The sequence below is a fragment of the Halomonas sp. C22 genome (assembly GCF_007655045.1).
Lineage (GTDB): Bacteria > Pseudomonadota > Gammaproteobacteria > Pseudomonadales > Halomonadaceae > Vreelandella > Vreelandella hamiltonii.
Window position 1 is genome coordinate 99,232 of the sequence record NZ_VBVC01000008.1, and the last position, 20,457, is coordinate 119,688.

The 20,457-nt window shown below is 57.7% G+C and carries 20 protein-coding genes; 14 read left to right on the top strand and 6 right to left on the bottom strand.

All coding sequences use genetic code 11. The annotated features are described in order from the left end of the window. Positions 1 to 51 precede the first annotated feature (51 nt). Both FEU76_RS14775 and FEU76_RS14780 read right to left on the bottom strand, forming a co-directional pair. Positions 52 to 1,455, bottom strand: coding sequence for an ATP-binding protein (locus tag FEU76_RS14775; protein WP_144983988.1), 1,404 nt, complete (start codon positions 1,453 to 1,455; stop codon positions 52 to 54). Then, complete coding sequence (locus FEU76_RS14780) at positions 1,455 to 2,126, bottom strand: response regulator transcription factor (RefSeq protein WP_016915565.1); 672 nt, start codon at positions 2,124 to 2,126, stop codon at positions 1,455 to 1,457. Before FEU76_RS14780 ends, FEU76_RS14775 begins: the two co-directional genes overlap by 1 nt. A 56-nt stretch (positions 2,127 to 2,182) precedes the next feature. Between FEU76_RS14780 and FEU76_RS14785 the strand changes: the two genes are divergently transcribed. Then, positions 2,183 to 3,112 carry a GNAT family N-acetyltransferase gene (locus FEU76_RS14785; RefSeq protein ID WP_144983991.1) on the top strand — a complete coding sequence of 310 codons (930 nt, stop codon included), beginning with the start codon at positions 2,183 to 2,185 and terminating at the stop codon, positions 3,110 to 3,112. A 210-nt stretch (positions 3,113 to 3,322) separates the two neighbouring features. Further along, positions 3,323 to 4,135 carry a c-type cytochrome gene (locus FEU76_RS14790; RefSeq protein ID WP_039178981.1) on the top strand — a complete coding sequence of 271 codons (813 nt, stop codon included), beginning with the start codon at positions 3,323 to 3,325 and terminating at the stop codon, positions 4,133 to 4,135. 100 nt (positions 4,136 to 4,235) lie between these two features. Here the strand turns inward: FEU76_RS14790 and rep are convergent, their stop codons facing one another. Further along, on the bottom strand, positions 4,236 to 6,305 hold the full coding sequence (rep, locus tag FEU76_RS14795; protein ID WP_144983994.1) for a DNA helicase Rep: 2,070 nt from the start codon (positions 6,303 to 6,305) through the stop codon (positions 4,236 to 4,238). A gap of 94 nt (positions 6,306 to 6,399) precedes the next feature. Between rep and FEU76_RS14800 the strand changes: the two genes are divergently transcribed. Further along, positions 6,400 to 6,882, top strand: a complete 483-nt coding sequence (locus FEU76_RS14800) for a tRNA (cytidine(34)-2'-O)-methyltransferase (RefSeq protein WP_039178973.1) — start codon at positions 6,400 to 6,402, stop codon at positions 6,880 to 6,882. Here FEU76_RS14800 and pyrE read toward each other — a convergent pair. Next, positions 6,879 to 7,544: an orotate phosphoribosyltransferase gene (pyrE, locus tag FEU76_RS14805; RefSeq protein WP_144983997.1), complete on the bottom strand. Its 666-nt coding sequence runs from the start codon at positions 7,542 to 7,544 to the stop codon at positions 6,879 to 6,881. The two genes, FEU76_RS14800 and pyrE, sit on opposite strands and share 4 nt — an antisense overlap. A gap of 151 nt (positions 7,545 to 7,695) precedes the next feature. Here pyrE and FEU76_RS14810 point away from each other — a divergent pair, with 151 nt between their 5' ends. After that, a complete protein-coding gene (locus FEU76_RS14810; protein WP_144983999.1) occupies positions 7,696 to 8,463 on the top strand; it encodes an exodeoxyribonuclease III in 768 nt (255 codons plus the stop codon). A gap of 118 nt (positions 8,464 to 8,581) precedes the next feature. Here FEU76_RS14810 and FEU76_RS14815 read toward each other — a convergent pair whose 3' ends face one another. Both FEU76_RS14815 and FEU76_RS14820 read right to left on the bottom strand, forming a co-directional pair. Continuing rightward, positions 8,582 to 9,325 (bottom strand): transporter substrate-binding domain-containing protein, encoded by a 744-nt coding sequence (locus tag FEU76_RS14815; RefSeq protein WP_144984002.1) that lies wholly within the window; start codon positions 9,323 to 9,325, stop codon positions 8,582 to 8,584. Positions 9,326 to 9,390: 65 nt separating this feature from the next. After that, the gene (locus FEU76_RS14820; protein ID WP_144984005.1) at positions 9,391 to 10,503 is read right to left on the bottom strand and encodes an NAD(P)/FAD-dependent oxidoreductase; all 1,113 of its coding nucleotides are present in this window, start codon (positions 10,501 to 10,503) and stop codon (positions 9,391 to 9,393) included. Between the two features lie 102 nt (positions 10,504 to 10,605). Here FEU76_RS14820 and FEU76_RS14825 point away from each other — a divergent pair, with 102 nt between their 5' ends. The 10 genes from FEU76_RS14825 to FEU76_RS14870 all read left to right on the top strand — a co-directional run bounded on the left by FEU76_RS14825 (position 10,606) and on the right by FEU76_RS14870 (position 20,426). Then, on the top strand, positions 10,606 to 11,514 hold the full coding sequence (locus FEU76_RS14825; RefSeq protein WP_186299156.1) for a LysR family transcriptional regulator: 909 nt from the start codon (positions 10,606 to 10,608) through the stop codon (positions 11,512 to 11,514). A gap of 13 nt (positions 11,515 to 11,527) precedes the next feature. Further along, entirely contained in the window at positions 11,528 to 12,457 is a 930-nt protein-coding gene (locus FEU76_RS14830) for a LysR substrate-binding domain-containing protein (protein WP_144984010.1), read from the top strand. Between the two features lie 165 nt (positions 12,458 to 12,622). Continuing rightward, positions 12,623 to 13,657 (top strand): ABC transporter substrate-binding protein, encoded by a 1,035-nt coding sequence (locus tag FEU76_RS14835; protein ID WP_144984013.1) that lies wholly within the window; start codon positions 12,623 to 12,625, stop codon positions 13,655 to 13,657. 91 nt (positions 13,658 to 13,748) lie between these two features. Continuing rightward, positions 13,749 to 14,813, top strand: a complete 1,065-nt coding sequence (locus FEU76_RS14840) for an ABC transporter ATP-binding protein (RefSeq protein WP_144984016.1) — start codon at positions 13,749 to 13,751, stop codon at positions 14,811 to 14,813. After that, positions 14,806 to 15,708, top strand: coding sequence for an ABC transporter permease (locus tag FEU76_RS14845; RefSeq protein ID WP_144984019.1), 903 nt, complete (start codon positions 14,806 to 14,808; stop codon positions 15,706 to 15,708). The genes FEU76_RS14840 and FEU76_RS14845 overlap by 8 nt, the downstream gene beginning before the upstream one ends. Before the next feature lie 11 nt (positions 15,709 to 15,719). Continuing rightward, the gene (locus FEU76_RS14850) at positions 15,720 to 16,514 is read left to right on the top strand and encodes an ABC transporter permease (RefSeq protein WP_144984021.1); all 795 of its coding nucleotides are present in this window, start codon (positions 15,720 to 15,722) and stop codon (positions 16,512 to 16,514) included. A 10-nt stretch (positions 16,515 to 16,524) separates the two neighbouring features. Next, on the top strand, positions 16,525 to 17,643 hold the full coding sequence (locus FEU76_RS14855) for an NAD(P)/FAD-dependent oxidoreductase (RefSeq protein WP_144984024.1): 1,119 nt from the start codon (positions 16,525 to 16,527) through the stop codon (positions 17,641 to 17,643). After that, positions 17,618 to 17,923 (top strand): (2Fe-2S)-binding protein, encoded by a 306-nt coding sequence (locus FEU76_RS14860; protein ID WP_144984027.1) that lies wholly within the window; start codon positions 17,618 to 17,620, stop codon positions 17,921 to 17,923. Before FEU76_RS14855 ends, FEU76_RS14860 begins: the two co-directional genes overlap by 26 nt. Further along, positions 17,920 to 19,308, top strand: coding sequence for an NAD(P)/FAD-dependent oxidoreductase (locus FEU76_RS14865; RefSeq protein ID WP_144984030.1), 1,389 nt, complete (start codon positions 17,920 to 17,922; stop codon positions 19,306 to 19,308). The genes FEU76_RS14860 and FEU76_RS14865 overlap by 4 nt, the downstream gene beginning before the upstream one ends. Then, complete coding sequence (locus tag FEU76_RS14870) at positions 19,308 to 20,426, top strand: NAD(P)/FAD-dependent oxidoreductase (RefSeq protein WP_144984033.1); 1,119 nt, start codon at positions 19,308 to 19,310, stop codon at positions 20,424 to 20,426. Before FEU76_RS14865 ends, FEU76_RS14870 begins: the two co-directional genes overlap by 1 nt. Positions 20,427 to 20,457 lie beyond the last annotated feature (31 nt).

Below are 20,457 nucleotides of genomic sequence, written 5' to 3' on the forward strand. Positions count from 1 at the left end.
GCACGGAATTCTTATCGAAATCTTAACAGCCAGAATCTGTTACATTTTTTCTCATTCTTTTGCATGGCGCTGAGTCAGTGAATCTCTCGCCAGCGTGGCGCGTACCCGCAGCCCTCCGCTGGGTGCGTCCTCCAGTAACAGGGTGCCACCATGGCGTTTCACGATGCGTTCGACGATCGACAAGCCCAGGCCAGCGCCCGCTCCAGGCCCTGCACGCTGAAAGCGCTCCACGACCCGGCTGCGCTCGCTGGGTGGGATTCCCTTGCCCTGGTCATCGACCATCAGGGTGATGTGGTGACGGGACGCGCTCAGGTGCACCGTCACAGCGCTTTCCGGGGGCGAGTGCTGAAGGGCGTTGCCCACCAGGTTCTGTACCAGGGTCTCGATGGCCCCGGGCTCCTCTTCCATGAGCCAGCTCTGCTGCTCCTCGACCTCCATGTGCAGCTGCTGGCGGCGCTCCGTGGCCAGCGGCAGGAGTTTCGCCAGGGTCTCCTGGGTCTCTTGCCGTACGTCGGCATGGCGGATCTCGGGCAGCGGCTCCTCTTCGGGGTCCAGCCTTGCCAGGGTCAATAGTTGGGCCACCAGCCGCGTCGAGCGGGCCACGCCGCTGCGCAAATGGTGCAGCGACTCTTCACGATCCGCGCGGTTATCGGCAGCCAGCGCGTTTTGGGCATGCAGATCGAGAATCGCCAGCGGCGTACGCAGCTCATGGGTCGCATCGGCGATGAAGCGCTTTTCGCGAATACGCATCTGTTGTAAACGCGCCAGCAAACGGTTGAGTGCCCCGGCAATGGTATCCAGCTCCTGAGGAAGGCGCTGCAACGACAGCGGCTGGAGGTTGTTAGGGTCGCGGCTGCGGATCTGTTCCGCCATGCGTGACAGCGGTGCCAGCCCCCAGCCAATCGACCACCACAGCAGCAGGGTAAGCAGAGGCAGGCCGATCAGGTCGGGTAGTAGCGTGCGCAGCGCTACTTCTCGGGTCAGCGCCGCGCGCACATCCTGGCGTTCGCTGACGATGACCCGCTTGTTGGCATCTGCCATCGAAAGCACGTAGACCCGCCAGGTCTGCTCCCCCAGGGTGGCGGTCGAATACCCGGCCGGCTGGCTCACCAGCGGGGTCGCCGGGGCGTTATCGGAACGCAGCAGCAGCTGGTTGCCTTCCCAAAGCTGAAACGCCAGCTGGTGGGTATAGCCATCGCTCAGATCCGGTGGTTCTGTGGCGCCGGGCTGCAGCAAGGCGCTCTCCAGGCTTCTCAGCAGCAGCGTGCGGTCCTGGGCAGGCAAGGGAGCTTGCAGCAGGCCCTCCAGCAAACGGGCGTTTTGCGCCAGGCTGCGGTCGTGCAACTCTTCGATTTCCTGTGCCGCAAAGCGATAGCTGATGAAACCGATGATGAACATGCTCACGCCGAATACCAGCAGCACGAGCCCCAGCGTGCGGCGACGAATGGAGCGCATCAGCTCTCCTTGCCCGTTTTTTCCATCACATAGCCAATGCCCCGCACGGTGCGGATGGCATCCGGAAACAGCTTGCGCCGCAGGTGATGGATATGGACCTCGATGGCATTGCTTTCCACGTCCTCTTCCCAGCCGTACACCAGCCGGGCCAACGTATCACGGGTGAAGACGCGCCCCGGGTGGCTCATGAACTCCTGCAGCAGCGCCAGCTCGCGACGCGACAGGGGAATGGTCTGCTGCTGGTAGTGCACGGTGAGGGTTTGAGGGTTCAAGCTGATCCCCCGGCAGGAGAGCAGGCCGTTGGGCTGGCCCTGGCTGCGGCGCAGCAAGGCCCGCAGGCGCGCTTTCAGCTCATCCACTTCGAAGGGTTTGGTCAAGTAGTCGTCGGCACCCGCGTCCAGCCCGGCAATGCGGCTCTCGACGGCGTCGCGGGCCGTCAGCACCAGAATAGGCACCTGATGCCCCTGGCGGCGCAGGGTTTGCAGCAGTTCGATGCCGTCCATGGTGGGCAGGCCCAGGTCCAGAATCACGGCATCGAACGGTTCGTTTTGCAGTGCGACCAGGGCCGTGTCACCATCGGTCAGATGATCGACCGTGTAATGCTCGGGCTTTAGCGCCATGCGAATGCCCGATGCCAGGCTAGGGTCATCTTCCACCAATAAAATTCGCATACTGACGGGCCACTCCTCTTGTTGTGTTGCGCCTGCTGGCGACAAGGCTATCTGGCATGTTCTCGACCCACCCGGCAACGTCGATCATGGTCTGCCCGGCGCAGCAACGGCGCGAGGCGCTGCTGCAGTTGGCTGCTGTCCACCATCCTGCCCAGCAGGCTGCGCTACAGCAGGCGCTGGTCAAGGCCAGCACACGGCCCGAGGGTTGGTCGGGCTTGTGGGTGGCTTGCCAGGCAGGGCGAGTCTGCGCTGCCGCCTGGGTAGAGTGCCAGGAAAACCGCATCGCGCAGCTATGGTTGCCCAAGCAGAATAACCAATTTGTCGAGCCCCTGCTAAGTCAACTGCACCGCTGGGTGGCGACCCAAGGGCTGGTGCTGTGTCACGTTGCCCTGGATGAGACCATGGCGAGCTGGGAAGCACCATTGCTGAACCTGGGCATGCAGCGGTTGGCCACCCTCGATCACCTGGCTTGGCACTGTCGGCCGGTTTCTCACGTGCGGGGGCTGCCACCGCTACGGCCGTTTGATGAGCTGACGCCCGCTCAGCAGCAGGCACTGGTCGAGCAGGTGGGGGAGGGCTCGCTGGATTGCCCTGCCTTGCGCGATGTATTGCCTGCGCAGGCTCTGCTGGAAGGCTTTTATCACCAGGCATCGAGCGCTTGCGAACACTGGTATTACCTGCAGGGGGAGCAGGGCCGCCATGCGGGCCTGCTGCTGCTGGATGCCAGCCCAGGCCGCGAGCACTGGAGCGTTCAGTTGATGGGGCTGGTGCCTGGCTGGCGCGGCCAGGGGCAAGGCAAGGCACTGGTGCAGCAAGCGCAGGCCATGGTGGCCCAGGCGGGCGCCAGCCAGCTGGCGCTGACGGTAGACCGTGACAACCTGCCCGCGCAACGAGCCTATCGGCAGGCAGGGATGCTGCCTGCGGGTGAGCATCAACTGCTGGGCTGGTGTGTCTTGCCCGCCACCGAGTTGAATTGCCGCGCTTAGTAGCATTTTCCTACCCTTTGTGTTCTCGGTATACTAACTCCAAGAGGCATGTCTTGGCGTTTCGGCGGCAGAGTGCGTAGTGGCGCTGGTGCGCAGGGGTTCAGTGCTACATCTTCGAGCGTCCGGTTCCTGAGCACGGTTCCTGAGCTCGATCTTCAAGCACGATTCTTAAGCACAACGTTTTATATAAAACTCAAAGAGGTGGTGAGAGTGAAATCTAAGCTGATCATGAGCGGGCTGGCGGCCCTCGGCGTCATGGCAGGCACATCGGGTGCTTATGCTCTGGACGACGCCGCACGTGACGCAATGGCTGAGCGCCTGGCACCAGTAGGCCAGCTCTGCCTCCAAGGCCAGGACTGTGGTACCGCATCGGCACCGGCGGCGGCTAGCGGTGGTGGCGACGAGATCGACGGCGCGGGCATTTACAACCGTATCTGCATGGCGTGTCACGAGACGGGCGCTGCCGGTGCACCGGTACGTGGCGATGAAAGCGCCTGGGCCGAGCGTACCGAGCAGGGCTTTGCCACGCTGCTCGAGCACTCGATCAACGGCATTGGCGCGATGCCTGCTCGCGGCGGCAACCCCAACCTGTCGGATGCCGAAATGGAAGCCGCCACGGCCTATTTGGTCGAGCCGGTGATGGACGTGCCTGAGCTGGGCGGCGGTGAAGAAGCGGCTGCCGAAGACGAAGGTGCCAGCGAGGACGTCGCCGCGGCTGAAGAAGCCACCAGCGAAGACGAAGCCGTGGCCAGCACAGAAGAAGCCGCCAATGGCGGTAGCGATCTGGATGGCGCCGCGCTTTACTCCAGCGCAGGCTGTGTTGCTTGTCACGCCGCTGGTGTGGCCGGTGCACCGGTGCTGGGCGATGCGGATGCCTGGGCAGCGCGAATCGACAAAGGAATGGATGAGCTCTACGCCAGCGTGTTCAACGGCCTGGGCGTGATGCCTCCGCGCGGTGGCAGCAGCGCTTCCGATGAAGAGATCATGGCTATCGTCGACTACATGGTCGCCGAAGCCGAGTAATCCTTCGTTAGCGGATGCTCCAAACTATCCACAGGCGGGTTTTTCCTACCCCCTGTGGATATTTTTTTGTCTTGAAAAACCGCCTTCCTGTCAAACGCCCTCAGCCCAGCAAGGAACGCAGCCCCGCAATGGCATCCTTGCCCCGAGCCTGCTTCTTGTCCGGGTCTTCCTTGTCGGCGCGGCCCTCCCACTCCAGGTCGTCGGCGGGCAGCTCGTCCAGAAAGCGGCTAGGCTGGCAGTCCATCAGTTCGCCATACGCCTTGCGCTGGCGCGCCAGGGTCAGCGTCAGCGTCCGCCGGGCGCGGGTAATGCCCACGTAGGCCAGGCGGCGCTCCTCCTCCACGGTGCCCATCTCGATGGCGTTACGGTGGGGCAGCAGATCCTCTTCCCAGCCCATCAGGTAAACGTGGGGAAACTCCAGCCCCTTGGAAGCGTGCATGGTGAGAAGCTGCACGCGATCCGAATCGTCCTCTTCGGCCTGCTGCTCCAGAATGTCGCGCAACACCAGCCGCGAGATAGCGGCCTCGACGCTGTCGGTTTCCGTCTCGGTGCTGGCGGTACTCTCTTCCGGGTCGCGGTTCAGCGACTTTTCCAGCTGGTCGATCAGGATCCACACGTTGGCCATGCGGCGCTCGGCAATGGTCGGGGCGCTGGCGTTCTGGTACAGCCACGCCTCGTAATCCATATCCCGCAGCATGTCGCGTATCGCGGCAATGGCATCGCCCTGGTCCATCCGCTTGCGCACGCCATCGATGAAGTGCGTAAAGCGCGACAGCCGCTCCACGGCGCGGGTGGGCAGCGTTTGTTCCAGGCCCAGCTCGTGGCAGGCGGAAAACAGCGAAATGGAGCGCTCGGTGGCGTAGTTGGCAAGCTTTTCCAGCGTACCGGGGCCAATTTCACGCCGGGGCACGTTGACGATGCGCAAAAAGGCGTTGTCATCGGCGGGGTTGATCAAAAGCCGCAGGTACGCCATGGCGTCCTTGATCTCGTTACGCGAGAAAAACGACGTGCCGCCGGAGAGCTTGTACGGAATCTGGTAGTGCTGCAGCTTCAGCTCCAGCAGCCGCGCCTGAAAGTTGCCTCGGTAAAGCACCGCGAAATCGCGCCACTCGGCTTTTTCCTTGATGCGCCGAGTGAGCATCTCGCTGGCCACTCGCTCGGCTTCGGCCTCCTCATGGCGGTTCACCACCACGCGAATCGGCGCGCCGTCGCCCATCTCCGACCACAGGGTTTTGTCGTAGACGTGGGGGTTATTGGCAATCAGCGTGTTGGCGGCGCGCAGTATCGTGCCGGTAGAGCGGTAGTTCTGCTCCAGCTTGATGACCTTCAATCGCGGGAAATCCTCCCCCAGGGTGACCAGGTTTTCCGGCCGAGCGCCCCGCCAGGCGTAAATCGACTGGTCGTCGTCGCCGACCACGGTAAAGGTGGCGCGTTCGGCCATCAGCAGCTTCACCAGCAGGTACTGGGAAACGTTGGTGTCCTGGTACTCATCCACCAGCATGTAGTGGATTTTGCGCCGCCAGCGGGCCAGTGCTTCCGGGTCACGCTGCAAGAGCACCACGGGCAGCAGAATCAGGTCGTCGAAATCCACCGCGTTATAGGCTTTCAGGTGGCGAACGTAGGCTTCGTACACCCGTGCCGCGAAATGCTCGTCGTCATCGGCAGCAAACGAAAGCGCATCCCCGGGCAGCACCAGGTCGTTCTTCCACTGGGAAATCTTCGCCTGAACGGCGTTGATCTGCTCGGCATCCACCTGAGCGTCCTTGTTCATCAAGTCCCGCAGCAGCGCCTTGGCGTCTTCCGGGTCGAACAGCGAAAACCCCGGCTTGTAGCCCAAGGTCTTCAGCTCGCCGCGAATGATGTTGAGCCCCAGGTTGTGGAAGGTCGAAACCGTCAGCCCGTGGCCCTCCTTGCCCTTCAGCATCTGGCCCACCCGCTCTTTCATCTCACGGGCGGCCTTGTTGGTAAAGGTCACCGCGGCGATCCGGCGGGCGCTCATGCCGCACTCTTGCACCAGATAGGCAATCTTGGTGGTGATCACGCTGGTCTTGCCCGACCCCGCGCCCGCCAGTACCAGGCAGGGGCCGTCGATGTAGCGCACCGCTTCCTGCTGGCGTGGATTGAGCCCTTTGATACGTTCAAGAATCGTCTTTGGCGGTTGGGGCATCATGGCGAAGGGTGACCTCTACAAGTGTTTCCGAGTGATTTCCATTACAATCAGCCGCGCTGACAACGGCACCATAGACCAATCATGGCAGGTAGTGATGTTTGAAGTAGCGCTCTTCGAGCCACGCATGGCTCCCAATACGGGCAATATTATGCGCCTGGTGGCGAACAACGGCTGCCGCCTGCATCTCATCGAGCCGCTGGGCTTCGATCTCGAAGAGAAAAAGCTGCGGCGTGCGGGGCTCGATTATCGTGACCTGGCCAACGTCACCCGTCACGCTGATTTCGCGGCGTTCTACACGGCCATGCAGGGGCGTACTCTCTGGGCGATTACCACCAAAGGCACCCGCGCCCACAGCGATGCCGCTTTCAAGCCGGGGGATGTGCTGCTGTTCGGCTCGGAAACCGCTGGGCTCTCCCCCGAGGTGCACGCCATGCTGCCCGCAGAGCAAAAACTGCGCATTCCCATGCAGCCCAACAACCGCAGCCTGAACCTCTCCAACGCCGTGGCGGTGGTCAGTTACGAAGCGTGGCGCCAACAAGACTACGCTGGCGCACTGCCCATGGGCGACGCAACCTAACCGGCGATACCGTAGCGGTCGCGGTACGCACGTACGGCCTCGGCGTGGCTGCTGAGGTCGCTACCTGACTGCTCTTCCAGGTACGTGAGCACTTGCTCAAGCGACACGATGCTGACCACCGGCATGCCATACTGGGACTGCACTTCCTGAATGGCGCTCTGCTCGCCCTGGCCACGCTCCTGGCGGTCCAGAGCAATGATCACGCCGCCCGCCCGAGCGCCGCTCTGCTCGATCAGGGTCATGACTTCGCGGATGGCCGTGCCCGCCGTGATCACGTCATCGATGATCAAGATATCACCCGCCAGCTCAGCCCCCACGATGTTACCGCCTTCACCATGGGTCTTGGCTTCCTTGCGATTGAAGGCGTAGGGCATGTCGCGGTCGTGGTGGTCGGCCAGGGCCGACGCGGTGACCGCCGCCAGGGGAATGCCCTTGTAGGCAGGGCCGAACAGCACATCGGCCTGCAGGCCGCTATCGACAATCGCCTGGGCATAGAAACGCCCCAGCTTGGCCAGCGCTCGGCCCGTCTGGAACAGGCCCGCGTTGAAAAAGTAAGGGCTTACTCGCCCCGACTTCAGCGTGAACTCGCCAAACTTGAGCACGCCCTGCTCAATAGCGAAGGCAATGAAATCGCGTTGGTAGGGTTGTAGAGTGGTGGCCACGGCGGTGTTCTCTTGTCGGTAGGTGTGGTCGATAGGAATGTAAGTCAAACGCAACAATAAAACGGGGCTAAATAGCAAGAATTGGTTTGTCTATTTACCCAAACGTCTAAACGTCGGGTATCATACAGCAGCGACGCAAAAGGGACGATTTATGAAAATTGCCAGCATCAATGTCAATGGTATTCGTGATGCCGTCGACCGTGGCTTCCTGGACTGGCTGGCTCAGCAGGATGCCGACGTGGTCTGCGTGCAGAACATCAAGGCAAAAAGTTTTGAACTGGGTGACCATATTCTCTATCCGGAAGGCTACGAAGGCTATTTCCTGGATGCCGAGGAGGATGGTTTCGCCGGTGTGGCGCTCTATTGCCGCAAAATCCCCAAGGCCATCATGTACGGCCTGGGGTTTCCTCAGTGCGATCACGAAGGGCGCTTTCTGCAGGCGGACTATGACCGTTTCAGCATTGCCACTTTCCTGATGCCCGACGGAAGTGACCAGAAAGCCAAGCAGACGTTCATGGAGCAGTACCAGGAGTACCTGACGAAGATGTCGCGCAAGCGCCGCGAATACATCATCTGCGGTACCTGGCACATTGCCCACAAGACCGTCGACCTGGCCAACTGGTCGGACAATCAGCTCACCTCCGGCTTCCGCCCGGAAGAGCGTGCCTGGATGGACCAGGTGCTGGGCCCAACCGGTTTCATCGACACCTTCCGCGAGATCAATCGCGATGCTGGCGAATACACCTGGTGGCCCAAGCTGGACCAGGAAGTACCCCGTGACCGGCAGGAAGGCTGGCGGATCGACTACCAGCTGGTCGGCCCCAACTTCCGGCGCCATGTGGTCGACGCGTGGATTGATTACGATGCGACCTTCTCCGAGTTCGCACCGCTGATCGTTGAGTATGATTTAGCGCTCTAAGCGTTAGCTACTTCCCGCGTCGCCGTCTGCCAGTAGTGGTAATAAGCAACAAGCCGACCCAAGAGTCGGCTTGTTGCTTTATGCCTAAGAAAGAATCTAAATAATCATTAGTTACTGATTATTCAAAATAATCGTTATAAATTTTGTCGAATGTTCCATCTTCTTTAATTTCTTGCATCGCCTTATCAAAAGCTTCTATCAGCGCTTCATCTCGTGGGCGGAAAGCAGCACCAATACCGGGGCCATAAATCGACTCAGGGCCGGTAATTAAATCTCCCGTTTGTATAAAACGCTCGTCCTGGAGCATCGTTTCTTGAGCAAGAGAATAGGCAGTGAAAACAAGGTCGAGGCGCTCCGCATGCATATCGGTAACTACAGAGCCTGAATCACCATACCGATGAATATCCGCATCAGGATAGTAGGTAGTAACATATTCATCTTGAATAGTGGCTTGCTGCACACCGATTGCTACATCTGCCAAGTCACCTTCTATATCGTACTCGTTATTTACGTTTTTAACCCAAACGGATGGTACTTGGTAGTAGGGAGCCGAGAAGCTAACTTGCCTAGAACGCTCTTCTGTAATGTTCATCGCTGACGCTATCAGGTCGTATTTGCGCGCCATTAACCCAGGAATAATTCCATCCCAACCTTGTTCTACCCATTCGCACTCACGCTGCATGCGTTCACAAGCAGCATTGACTAATTCAACTTCAAACCCTGTGATGGTGCCATCAGGCTCTTTATATTGATAAGGCGCATAGGGAACATCGACTCCAATACGTAGTGGTTTACTATCAGCATGAGCAAGGCAGCTGATTAATACTGTCGTGAAAACTAAACAGCAGGTGACTTGTCGCATTTCGCATTCCTCTTGATTTTATCGATGGTTGCGTGAGGCGTCGTACTCTCGGTGTAACGTTTTTGTTATTTAATCTTGCTAAAGCGCGCACTGGAAAATTCGCTAAATTCATGGCTCAGTCGGTCATGGAGCAAGGCTTGAGCCAGCTCCTCAGCGTGGAAAGCAGCTAAACTAATTCCGCTATGACAATTGATGTTATAGGCACCTGGGCAGGCTCTGGATGATTCATACAGTGGAAATCCATCAGGTGTCATTACTCGTAATGCACTCCAAGCACGCACTATGTTGGCGTTCTTCAAGTGCGGGTAAATACGCACCCCACGAGCTGCTAATTTCGCCATGATACTGGTAGTCGCATCCCGGTTTAAGCCTGCATGTTCATGGGTGTCACCGATCAAGTAGCTACCGTTACCGGTTTGCCTTATCTGAGGTGTAGGAAGTTGCGGTATCAAAGGCATTTTTTCCGTTACGAGGATCTGCCCTCGTAAGGGAAACACTTCCCCGCTCAGGCCCAACATGGGTGAGAGGTGCTTCGCTCCAAGGCCTGCAGCTACGATAATACGCTCAGCTGTAAAGTTACCGCCTAGAGTATTGGCAGTGAAGCCAACGATATTTGATTCGAGGCGCTGAACCGAGCAGCCTGGATGATAGCTAAGACCCATCTTAAGGCTAGCTGTTAAAAGTGCACGCAAAAGCAATAGCGGATTGCAATGGCCATCATGGGGAGACCAAGTGCCCCCGTGAATGCTTTCACCTAAGCCAGGGAGATGGGTTATCAGGGCTGGCCTGTCTAAGTATTCCCATTGAAAATAGCTTGCGAGACAGGGTGATGAAGCCTGAAGTTTACGATAGCTAGCCACACGTGCTTCGGCCTCCTGAACGTCAAAGAAAATATCAATACCGCCCTGGCGAGAGTATTCAAGCGGTACACCACTGCGCTCGCTAAGCTCAATAGCAAAAAAAGGCCATACATCGCTCGACTGTAGACTCAACTCGGCATAGCGAGGCATGCCTATACCTTTTCCTTGTACCCACGTTAGCCCGGCATTACCTCGTGATGCACGTAAAACATCATCTCCTTCGTCTAGCATGATAATTTTTTGACCTCTGCGCAGTAGGCCATAGGCAACAGCCATGCCTACTACGCCACCACCAATAATTAAGAAGTCAAATTTCATGCCGCTAGCTCAATCTAGTTTAAGTAAGCTCGACTATAGGTAGGGATGTGCTATACGATCCAATATCAATAATTGTCCACTTAATGCGTAAAAGTTATGACTATGCCCTCTCTTCATTTGCGCGACCGCCAGATCCTCGCTTTTAAGCATGTCATGGAGATCGGTACAGTTTCCGGTGCCGCCAGGCGTATGCTGATTGCACAACCGGGTGTCACCCGCCTGCTCAAGCAACTGGAACATGACGTAGGGTTCACGCTATTCGAGCGTGTTCGGGGGCGTCTGGTGCCGACACCGGAGGCGCGCCTATTTCATCGCGAGGTACAGAAGGTATGGAGCGGCATGGAGCACTTGCGCAGCACTGCAAGGCGGATCAGAGAACGTGAAGTCGGAGGATTGCGCATCAGTGCCATGCCTTTGCTAGGAATGACCTTCCTCCCCGATGTATTGGCCGACTTCGCGTCTGACCATCCCGATGCCAGGATCGAGCTGGCCACTTTCCGCTCAGACCAGGTAGTAGAAGACGTACTCACCCAACGCTGTGACTTTGGCTTTGCTATTGTTTCTGCAATCGATGACCGCATGGACAGCGACGTATTTCATCTCGACAGCGTATGCGCGCTACCCTCTGGCCACCCTCTTGCGGAACGTAACACGGTGGAAGTGGAGGATCTTGTCAATGAGACCCTGATCTGCTTCGAGCCGCAGGATCCCTTACGTCTCGATCTGGAGCGGTTGATGGAAGCAAGACAGTTACGCCCCAGACGGCGCTTGGAAGTCTCGCTGGCCTTGCAAGCGGTCCGGCTAGTCGGCCGAGGAGTGGGCATTGCGGTCCTTGATCCTATCAGTGCTAGAGCCCTCAGCGACATGAACGTGGTATTACGGCCTTTTTCTCCCTTGTTAGGAGAAGATTTTGCTTTGTTGACACCACGTGACCAGCCTGTATCGCAGCTTGCACAGGAGTTTATCGGCGTGTTTCGCCAACGCTTTTCGCAAGCCACCCGACTGCCATAGGAGCGTTAGAAAGATGATTAATCTTCGCCAGATAGAAGCCTTTCGGGCGGTGATGGTTCACAAGACGGTAACGCGTGCCGCTCAGACACTGCACGTTTCCCAGCCTGCCGTCAGTCGTTTGGTCGGGGATCTGGAATTCCATGTGGGGTTTGCACTTTTCCAGCGTCACAAGGGGAGACTGATTCCCACGCCGGAAGCATTAGCTCTCTATGAAGACGTGGAGCGAGCCTTCGTCGGCCTGGATAAAATTACCGATACGGCCCGCGAAATTCGTGAATTTCGCACCGGTCGATTGCTGCTGAGCTGTATGCCCGCCCTGGCGTTGAATGCGCTGCCGACGATGATCAACGCTTTCTCCGAGCGACATCCCGGCATCACCATCTCCCTGCAGGTGCATAGCTCCCAGCGGGTGCTGGAGTGGGTGGCAACACAACAGTGCGATGCCGGCCTGATAGGCATGCAACTGGTCGACCCCTCCGTCACCATTCGTCCGATTGCCAGTGGGGCGTTGCGGTTAGTGATGCTGCCCGACCACTCCCTTGCCAGCCAGCCGGTCGTGAACATCGAGGATCTCGAGGGAGAACCTTTCGTCTCTCTCGGACAAACCCAGGATGTCAGGCCGCTTATCGACCAGGTCTTCCAGCAGGCGGGCATCAAGCGCCGAATGCGGATCGAGACCCAATTGTCGAGTGTGGCGTGCGAACTGGTCCTGGCGGGAGCCGGAGTGTCGTTGATCGACCCTATCACTGCGGATAGCTACCTTTCGCAAGGCCTGGTATCCCGTCCCTTTACTCCTGAAATTCCCTTTCATTACAGTGCAGTGCTTCCCGCTTTCCGGCCCCCGTCACGATTGGTACTGGAGTTTCTCGAGGAGTTGAAACGACACCTTGCCGATCAGCTCGATACATCGCCTACGCCATTGACCCATAACATTAGCGAATAGGATGGCTAACAAACGGCATTAGCCCTGATGACCAAAGCGATGCTAGCTTCAATTGCAGGTCGCACTGCCCACGCCTTCTGACCGTTTTCTAGCAATACCAGAAGCGGTGGCGGCCATTGATAACAACAAGCAAAACATCGACATCAATGACAGGACACTGCAAGCATGAAAAAAATGACTAGCCAAACGACTGCTATGGCGGGACTGCTGTTTCTCGGCATGAATACCGCTCTCGCTGAACCGCTTTATGTTGGTTCCTACGGGGGCTCTACCGAGCAAGCCATGCGCGATAAGATCATTCCAGCATTTCTCGAAGAGCATGACGCGGAAATCATCTACGTGGCAGGTAACTCCACTGATACCCTGGCCAAGCTACAAGCTCAGCGTGGCGACCAGGAGCTGGATGTGGTGCTTATGGACGATGGCCCCATGTACCAAGCTGTCAATCTGGGTTTCTGCTCGCCGATGCAAGATACCACCATGCTGGATGACGTCTACGACATCGCACGTTTCCCCGATGACAAGGCTGTAGGAGTTGGCCTGGTCGCTTCTGGGTTTGCCTACAATGCCGACATGTTCGAGCGTAATGGCTGGGAGACGCCCTCCTCATGGAAAGACCTGGCCGATGAGAAATTCGCCGGCAAGCTGGTCGTTCCTTCCATCAGTAACACTTATGGTGTGCATGCCTTGGTAATGGCGGCGCGTCTCAACGGGGGAAGCGAAAGCGACATCGACCCCGGTTTCGAATTCATGAAAGAACAAGTCGCGCCTAACATCCTCTCTTTCGAGCCTTCGGCGGGCAAGATGTCCGAGCTGTTCCAGAATGAAGAAATCGCTCTGTCGGTCTGGGGCAGTGGGCGCTTGCGTGCGCTGGCCAGCACAGGCTTCCCGGGCGCCTTCGCTTACCCCGAAGAGGGTGCCGTCGCCTTGATGGTGGCTGCCTGTGTCATCGAAGGCAGCGAGAAGCGCGAGTTGGCCGAGGCCTTTATCGAACACCTGCTGGCACCGGAATCTCAGGAACTGCTGGCCGACACCCAGGGCTGGGGCCCCGCACAGCGGCATGCCCAGTTATCCGACGAATTGGCAAGCGTGCTTCCCTATGGTGAAAAGGTCGACCAGTTAGTAGCCGTGGACTGGGATGTCATCAATCCCAATCGTCTCGATTGGACCAATCGTTGGAACCGTCAGGTTGAGCGCTAGACACGCGTCAATCCCGTTCCTTCGTTGATATCCACTAAAGACACCACACCCTTGCCTCGTTCGATGAGCAAGGGTGTGGGGGAGTCCTGCTATGAGTTTTCTTCGTTTAGAGTCATTGACCAAGCGCTTCGGCAGCAATACTGCCGTGCAAGACATCACCCTCGATATCGACCAAGGCGAGTTCGTCTCGCTACTCGGTCCGTCGGGTTGCGGTAAGACGACCACCCTGCAAATGATTGCCGGCTTCGTTGAGCCCACTCGCGGACGTATCCTGATGAAGGGGGAGGACATTACGTCCTGCAAGTCTAATCAACGGGGCATCGGCATCGTGTTCCAGAGCTATGCCCTGTTTCCCCACATGACCGTGGCGGAAAACGTTCGTTTCGGCCTGGAAATGCGCAAGGTCCCTGCCGGTGAAAGCCGTCAGCAAGTCAGTGAAGCACTGGAACTGGTGTGTCTTGATCATCTCGAAGATCGCTACCCCCGCGAACTGTCGGGTGGTCAACGCCAGCGGGTGGCTCTGGCCCGAGCACTGGTCATTCGGCCACCGTTGCTGCTGCTTGATGAGCCCCTTTCCAACCTAGATGCGCAATTGAGAGAAAACATGCAGATCGAGCTGCGTAATATCCAGCAGCAGGTCGGCACCACGACCCTGATGGTCACCCATGATCAATCGGAAGCGCTTTCGCTCAGTGATCGTGTCGTAGTGATGAATCAGGGCAAGGTGGTACAGGTGGACGAGCCCTTTGCAGCCTACGAGAGCCCCAGAGACAACTTCGTTTCTTCATTTGTCGGCAAGACCAACCTGTTTGACTGCCACATAGACCAGCGTGAAGGCAGGCAGGCCCACGTCAAGCTCGGCGACTGTCTGCTCGAGATCGCCGTGCCCGATGAGATCAAGGGGAACAAGGTTCAACTGTCGATTCGCCCGGAAAAACTGGAGTTGACTCAGCACACGGCCGGTCAGCTACAGGGGCGTGTGCGGACACGACTGTTCCTGGGCAACCACTGGCTGTACCAAGTCGACAGTAGTGCCGGCGAGCTGTTGATCACTCAGCCGAACCTGGGCATCCAAGGGGCGGCGGTAGGCGATGATGTCGGTATTTGCTGGCAAGACGGGGCGGTACGTGTCCTGGGGGAGCAAGCAAATGGCTGAGCTTGTTTCCCATCTTCCCTCTTCGTCACCCCGGGGGCGCTCGCTTAATCCGGTGCCGTGGTTGTTGAGCGCCCCAGGCGCCGTTTTCTTTCTCACCCTGCTGGGCATGCCGCTGATCATGACGCTGATACTCAGTTTCAACAGCTTTGATTATTCGGTCGGCATCGTCTCGTCATTCGGCCTCGAAAACTATATTGAGGTCCTGCAAGACAGTTATTTTCACGAGATATTTCTGCGCACCTACGGCATCAGCATAGCGGTAGTGGTGCTGTGTATCCTGATCGGCGTGCCGGAGGCCTACATTCTTTCGCGCATGCGCAGTCCATGGCGCTCGCTGTTTCTTGTCATCACCCTGGCGCCGCTATTGATTTCAGTGGTCGTGCGAACGCTTGGCTGGGTCCTGTTGATCGGTGGCAACGGCTTGCTTGGCAAGTTTCTGGAAGGAAGCGGTATTGCCGAGTCCAGTGCCGGTAACTTGATGTATACCCACACGGGAGTGATTCTCGCGCTGGTTCATGTGCTGGTACCGCTGATGGTGATTTCGGTATGGGCCGCCCTGCAGAAGCTCGATCCTGCCGTCGAACATGCCGGCCTTTCGTTGGGCGCCAGCCATGCCACCGTCTTTCGTCGAGTGGTCATACCCCAGGTACTGCCCGGCATCCTCTCCGGCAGCTTGATCGTCTTTGCCTTGTCCGCCAGCGCCTTCGCCACGCCGGCCATTATCGGTGGACGGCGTCTCAAGGTGGCAGCTACCGCTGCTTACGACGAATATCTCAGCACCATGAATTGGCCGCTCGGGGCGGCGATCGCCATCGTGCTGTTGGTGGCCAATGTCGTTGTGGTGATGAGCTACAACCGCATGATGGAGCGGCGTTTCCGCCGTACCCTGGGCTAGGAGTCATCACGATGCTACGTAATAGTAAACTCGCCCTGACGTTTCACACGCTGTTCGTCATTTTCCTGTTGGCTCCCCTGGTGGTAGTAATGCTGGTGGCCTTCACACCGCATGGCTATCTCTCCTACCCTACGGACGGGTTCTCGCTGCGCTGGTTCACAGCAATCTTCGAGCACCATGACTTCATCCGCGCTTTCTGGAATAGCCTATATCTCGGTATTGCTGCCGCCAGTGTTTCGGCCTTGCTGGCGGTGCCCGCGGCGCTGGCCATTGTTCGTTACCGGTTTCGGGGCCGCGACGCGTTGGTCGGCTTATTCTTGTCGCCGCTGATGATCCCCCATGTCGTTCTCGGGGTGGCGTTTTTGAGCTTTTTCTCCCAGATAGGCATTTACGGTAGTTTCTGGGCATTGATTGCGGCCCACGTGATCATCGTCATGCCCTATACCATGCGTCTGGTTATGGCATCTGTGTTCGGCATGGATCGTAGTGCTGAAAAGGCCGCCCTGTCGCTGGGTGCTTCGCAATGGACGACGTTCCGACGCATCACCATGCCGATGATCCTTCCTGGTATCGCAGGGGGCTGGATACTGGCGTTCACCACTAGCTTCGATGAATTGTCTATGACCATTTTCGTGGCCTCGCCCAGCACGACCACGCTGCCTGTGCAGATGTATAACCATATCGCTCATACCGTCGATCCGTTGATCGCCTCGGTCTCTACCGTGCTGATCGTGCTGACGGTGCTGTTCATGGTACTGCTCGACCGGCTTTACGGAATCGACAAAGTTCTCATCGGCAAGGGCTAAGGAGCCAGCTATGCAGCAGTGTGATTTCGCCGTGATCGGCGGAGGGCTAGTAGGCAGTGCAATCGCCTATGGGCTGGCCAGCCAAGGCCATCAGGTCAGCGTCCTGGATGAAGGCGATGTGGCCTATCGTGCCTCGCGAGGCAATTTCGGATTGGTATGGGTGCAAGGCAAGGGGCAGGAGATCCCTCTCTATTCGCGCTGGAGCATGCGCTCGGCTTCCCTGTGGACGGCACTTTCCCAGGAGCTCTTCGAGCTGACGGGAGTCGCCACACAGCATCACAACCCTGGCGGCGTCCATCTCTGCTACAGCCAGGCGGAGCTGGAGAATCGCGCGGTGGAACTCGACGCGCTAGCTCAGGCGACCGGACGACAATTCACATTCGACATGCTGGATCATGACCAGCTACGCGACTTGATCCCCGAGATCGGCGAAAGCGTTACCGGTGCTTCATGGTCAAATTGGGATGGTCACGCCAACCCTCTCTATCTGCTGCGTGCCCTGCATGATGGGATTCGTCACTACGGCGGGCGGTTCGTGCCCGGCAGGAAAGTCCATCGTATTCGGCGCAACGGAAATAGCTTTGTGATCGAGCGTGATCACCAGACCCTCATCGCTGGACGGGTCATCCTGGCAGCTGGGCTCGGCAATCGAGAGCTGGCCCCGCAGGTCGGACTCGATGCACCGCTTGTACCCAATCGAGGCGAAATCTTGGTCACCGAACGTATGCGGCCGTTGCTTGACCTACCCACCACGTATCTTCGCCAGACCGGCGAAGGCTCAATACTGATGGGCGACTCCCATGAAGACGTCGGTTTCGATGACGGCACCGAAACGCCGGTGTTGGCTCAAATCGCCCAACGCGCCGTACGCGCATTGCCGGCGCTTGCTAACACTCGTGTGGTTCGTAGCTGGGGAGCGTTACGGGTCATGACGCCCGATGGCTACCCGCTTTATCACGCATCCGAAAGCCACCCTGGGGCCTTTGTCGCCTGTTGCCATAGCGGCGTGACGCTGGCCGCCGCCCATGCGAAATGTTTGGCGCCTTGGTTCGCAGGTGCTGAACCACCCGCCGAAATCAGTCCTTTTACCGCGGAGAGATTCCATGTTCAAACGCCTATCCCCGCCTGAAGCCACCAACGAAGCGGTAGTAACTTTCCGCTTTGATGAGCAGACCGTAACCGCTCGCCCTGGCGATACAGTGGCGGCGGCGCTGCTGGCCTCGGGTATCAGCATCTGTCGAACCACGCCGGTCAGCAATACCCCACGTGCCCCTTACTGCATGATGGGAGTGTGTTTCGAGTGCCTGGTAGATATCGATGGCAACCCCAATGTCCAGGCCTGCCAGGTCGAGGTTAGCGATGGGATGCATGTCCATATACAGCCGGGCGCCAGGAGATTAATTTCATGATTACGCATGACCTAGTCATTCTTGGTGCAGGTCCCGCAGGTATGGCCGCAGCAACTACAGCCCTTGAACATGGCATTACGCCGGTGGTAATAGATGAGCAGCCTGCCGCTGGTGGTCAAATTTATCGTGCATTGGAACGTACCCCCGTACGTGATCGGCAGATTCTTGGCGAGGATTACTGGTCTGGCGAGTCTCTAATAAAGGGGCTTAAAGACCCTCAAATTGACTATCGTCCTGCAACTACCGTTTGGCAACTGACCCGGCAGCGTGAAATCGGGCTATTGCATGATGACAAGGCAGAAATGATCGGTGCGCGGCATATCATCCTTGCCACAGGAGCCATGGAGCGGCCTATGCCAATCCCAGGTTGGACATTACCTGGGGTCATGACGGCAGGTAGTGGTCAAATATTACTCAAGAGTGCCGGGGCTGTGCCCCAGACATCCGTCGTTCTAGCCGGCTGTGGCCCCTTATTATTGCTGCTGGCCACTCAGTACCTTCGCGCAGGTGTCGAGATAGCGGCTATTCTTGATACAACGCCACGGGATCGCTATCGCGCCGCTCTCAAGCATGTTCCCGGTGCGTTACGTAATGTCAGTACCTTATTAAAAGGGGTGGGACTATTACGTGAACTACGTCGTGCTGGTGTTCGCCACATTAGAGGTGTAAGCGCTCTGCGTGCCGAAGGTAGTGGTCAGTTGGAGCGCGTTTTATGGAAGCAACAGGGCGATGATAATTGGCAGACACTTGAAACGCCTACTTTGCTGCTTCATCAAGGCGTTATCCCCAATACCCAAATCACTTGGGCGGTGGATTGCCACCATGAGTGGGATGAGCAGCAATTAGCCTGGAGGCCACGTCTGGATGAGTGGCTGGGCACTGATATCCCAGGTATTGCCGTAGCGGGTGATGGAGGCGGTATCGTAGGAGCCAAGGCCGCGGCCATGCAAGGTCAATTAGCGGGACTGGGGGCTGCCCTGGCACTAGGTAAGTTAACCTTGGAGAACAGTACTGAACGCGCCCAACCAATTCGTAAAGCACTAGCGCTTGACACCGCGATTAGACCTTTTCTCGATGTGTTATATAGACCTGCAAAACAATGGCGTTTACCCGATGACGATACGCTAGCCTGTCGGTGCGAAGAGGTAACCGGCGGAGAAATCCGGCGCATGGCTGACATGGGCTGCCGAGGTCCCAATCAAACTAAGTCGTTCACTCGTTGTGGCATGGGGCCGTGTCAAGGCCGTATGTGCGGTATTACCGTGAGCGAACTGCTAGCAGATGCCAATCAACAGAGTGTTGAAGAAACCGGCTATTACAGACTGCGCCCACCTTTCAAACCGATCACTCTCGGACAGCTTGCAAAGGCGGCGGAGGAAGGCTGATGTCTCGTCGTGTAGTAGTTGTGGGCGCAGGATTTCATGGCTGCAGTGCCGCACTGCGGTTAAGTCTCCAAGGGTACGAAGTCACTGTCATTGATAAGACCTATGCAGGTCGTCACGCCTCGGGTGTCAATGCAGGTGGTGTGAGGCGTTTAGGCCGACACCCTGCAGAGATCCCGTTGGCAGTAGCAGCTTGGGAGCGCTGGCAGTGTATGACCGACATCGTCGGTGACGACTGCGGATTTCGTCCTGTTGGGCAGGTCAAGGTAGCCGAAAACGATAACGACATGGCCATCCTTGCCGACCGCGAGCGCCAGGTACGTGACTTGGGGTTTCACCATGAAGTCCTGATCGGCCGTGACGAGTTGCACCGTCGGTTGCCGACGTTGGCCGACCACTGCCCGGGAGCGCTGGCGTGTGATGGCGATGGCTTTGCCAATCCTTATCGTACTGTTACTGCCTGGCGTCGAGAGGCCGAGCGCCAGGGAGCACGATTCCGTGAAGGTATCGAGATAACCACCATTGAGACCAAGGGAAACGGCTGGCGGCTGAGCGGTGGTGGCGAGTATTTTGATGCTGACTTGCTTGTCAATTGTGCTGGGGCTTGGGCAGGAGAGCTTTGCAAATGGTTAGAAGAGCCGGTTCCTCTCACTGCTGAAGCCCCCATGTTAATGATTACTGAGCGACTATCGCCATTTTTAGGAACCGTAGTGGGCGCGACATCGCGACCATTATCTTTCAAGCAGTTTGAGAACGGTACGGTTTTGATTGGAGGAGGAGTGCGCGGTGTCGTGGACACTGTTCGCGATGTGGCCGAAACCCGATTGGATGGATTGGCGGAGAATGCCGATACCGTCGTCAGCCTGTTTCCGTTCATGAAAGAGGCACGCATCATGCGAACCTGGGCAGGCGTCGAAGCAGTCACGCAGGATCACATTCCTGTAATAGGTCTCAGCAGTCAGCACGACAATGTTATTCACGCTTTTGGTTTCTCAGCTCACGGCTATCAGTTAGGCCCCATTACTGGAGAAATAGTCGCCGACCTTGCTTTGGAGCGAGAGCCCAAGCTACCCATCACTCCTTTTTCTATTCAAAGATTTCAAACACCTTGTCCTGAATAGGGCGAGTTTACAAACGCCAATTAAGGCAAAC

What these genes read in the sequence shown, in the direction of transcription:
- FEU76_RS14775 (WP_144983988.1), bottom strand. Translation starts at nt 1,455, where the DNA reads ATGCGCTCCATTCGTCGCCGCACGCTGGGGCTCGTGCTGCTGGTATTC.
- FEU76_RS14780 (WP_016915565.1), bottom strand. Translation starts at nt 2,126, where the DNA reads ATGCGAATTTTATTGGTGGAAGATGACCCTAGCCTGGCATCGGGCATT.
- FEU76_RS14785 (WP_144983991.1), top strand. Translation starts at nt 2,183, where the DNA reads ATGTTCTCGACCCACCCGGCAACGTCGATCATGGTCTGCCCGGCGCAG.
- rep (WP_144983994.1), bottom strand. Translation starts at nt 6,305, where the DNA reads ATGATGCCCCAACCGCCAAAGACGATTCTTGAACGTATCAAAGGGCTC.
- FEU76_RS14800 (WP_039178973.1), top strand. Translation starts at nt 6,400, where the DNA reads ATGTTTGAAGTAGCGCTCTTCGAGCCACGCATGGCTCCCAATACGGGC.
- FEU76_RS14810 (WP_144983999.1), top strand. Translation starts at nt 7,696, where the DNA reads ATGAAAATTGCCAGCATCAATGTCAATGGTATTCGTGATGCCGTCGAC.
- FEU76_RS14815 (WP_144984002.1), bottom strand. Translation starts at nt 9,325, where the DNA reads ATGCGACAAGTCACCTGCTGTTTAGTTTTCACGACAGTATTAATCAGC.
- FEU76_RS14820 (WP_144984005.1), bottom strand. Translation starts at nt 10,503, where the DNA reads ATGAAATTTGACTTCTTAATTATTGGTGGTGGCGTAGTAGGCATGGCT.
- FEU76_RS14825 (WP_186299156.1), top strand. Translation starts at nt 10,606, where the DNA reads ATGCCCTCTCTTCATTTGCGCGACCGCCAGATCCTCGCTTTTAAGCAT.
- FEU76_RS14830 (WP_144984010.1), top strand. Translation starts at nt 11,528, where the DNA reads ATGATTAATCTTCGCCAGATAGAAGCCTTTCGGGCGGTGATGGTTCAC.
- FEU76_RS14835 (WP_144984013.1), top strand. Translation starts at nt 12,623, where the DNA reads ATGAAAAAAATGACTAGCCAAACGACTGCTATGGCGGGACTGCTGTTT.
- FEU76_RS14840 (WP_144984016.1), top strand. Translation starts at nt 13,749, where the DNA reads ATGAGTTTTCTTCGTTTAGAGTCATTGACCAAGCGCTTCGGCAGCAAT.
- FEU76_RS14845 (WP_144984019.1), top strand. Translation starts at nt 14,806, where the DNA reads ATGGCTGAGCTTGTTTCCCATCTTCCCTCTTCGTCACCCCGGGGGCGC.
- FEU76_RS14850 (WP_144984021.1), top strand. Translation starts at nt 15,720, where the DNA reads ATGCTACGTAATAGTAAACTCGCCCTGACGTTTCACACGCTGTTCGTC.
- FEU76_RS14855 (WP_144984024.1), top strand. Translation starts at nt 16,525, where the DNA reads ATGCAGCAGTGTGATTTCGCCGTGATCGGCGGAGGGCTAGTAGGCAGT.
- FEU76_RS14860 (WP_144984027.1), top strand. Translation starts at nt 17,618, where the DNA reads ATGTTCAAACGCCTATCCCCGCCTGAAGCCACCAACGAAGCGGTAGTA.
- FEU76_RS14865 (WP_144984030.1), top strand. Translation starts at nt 17,920, where the DNA reads ATGATTACGCATGACCTAGTCATTCTTGGTGCAGGTCCCGCAGGTATG.
- FEU76_RS14870 (WP_144984033.1), top strand. Translation starts at nt 19,308, where the DNA reads ATGTCTCGTCGTGTAGTAGTTGTGGGCGCAGGATTTCATGGCTGCAGT.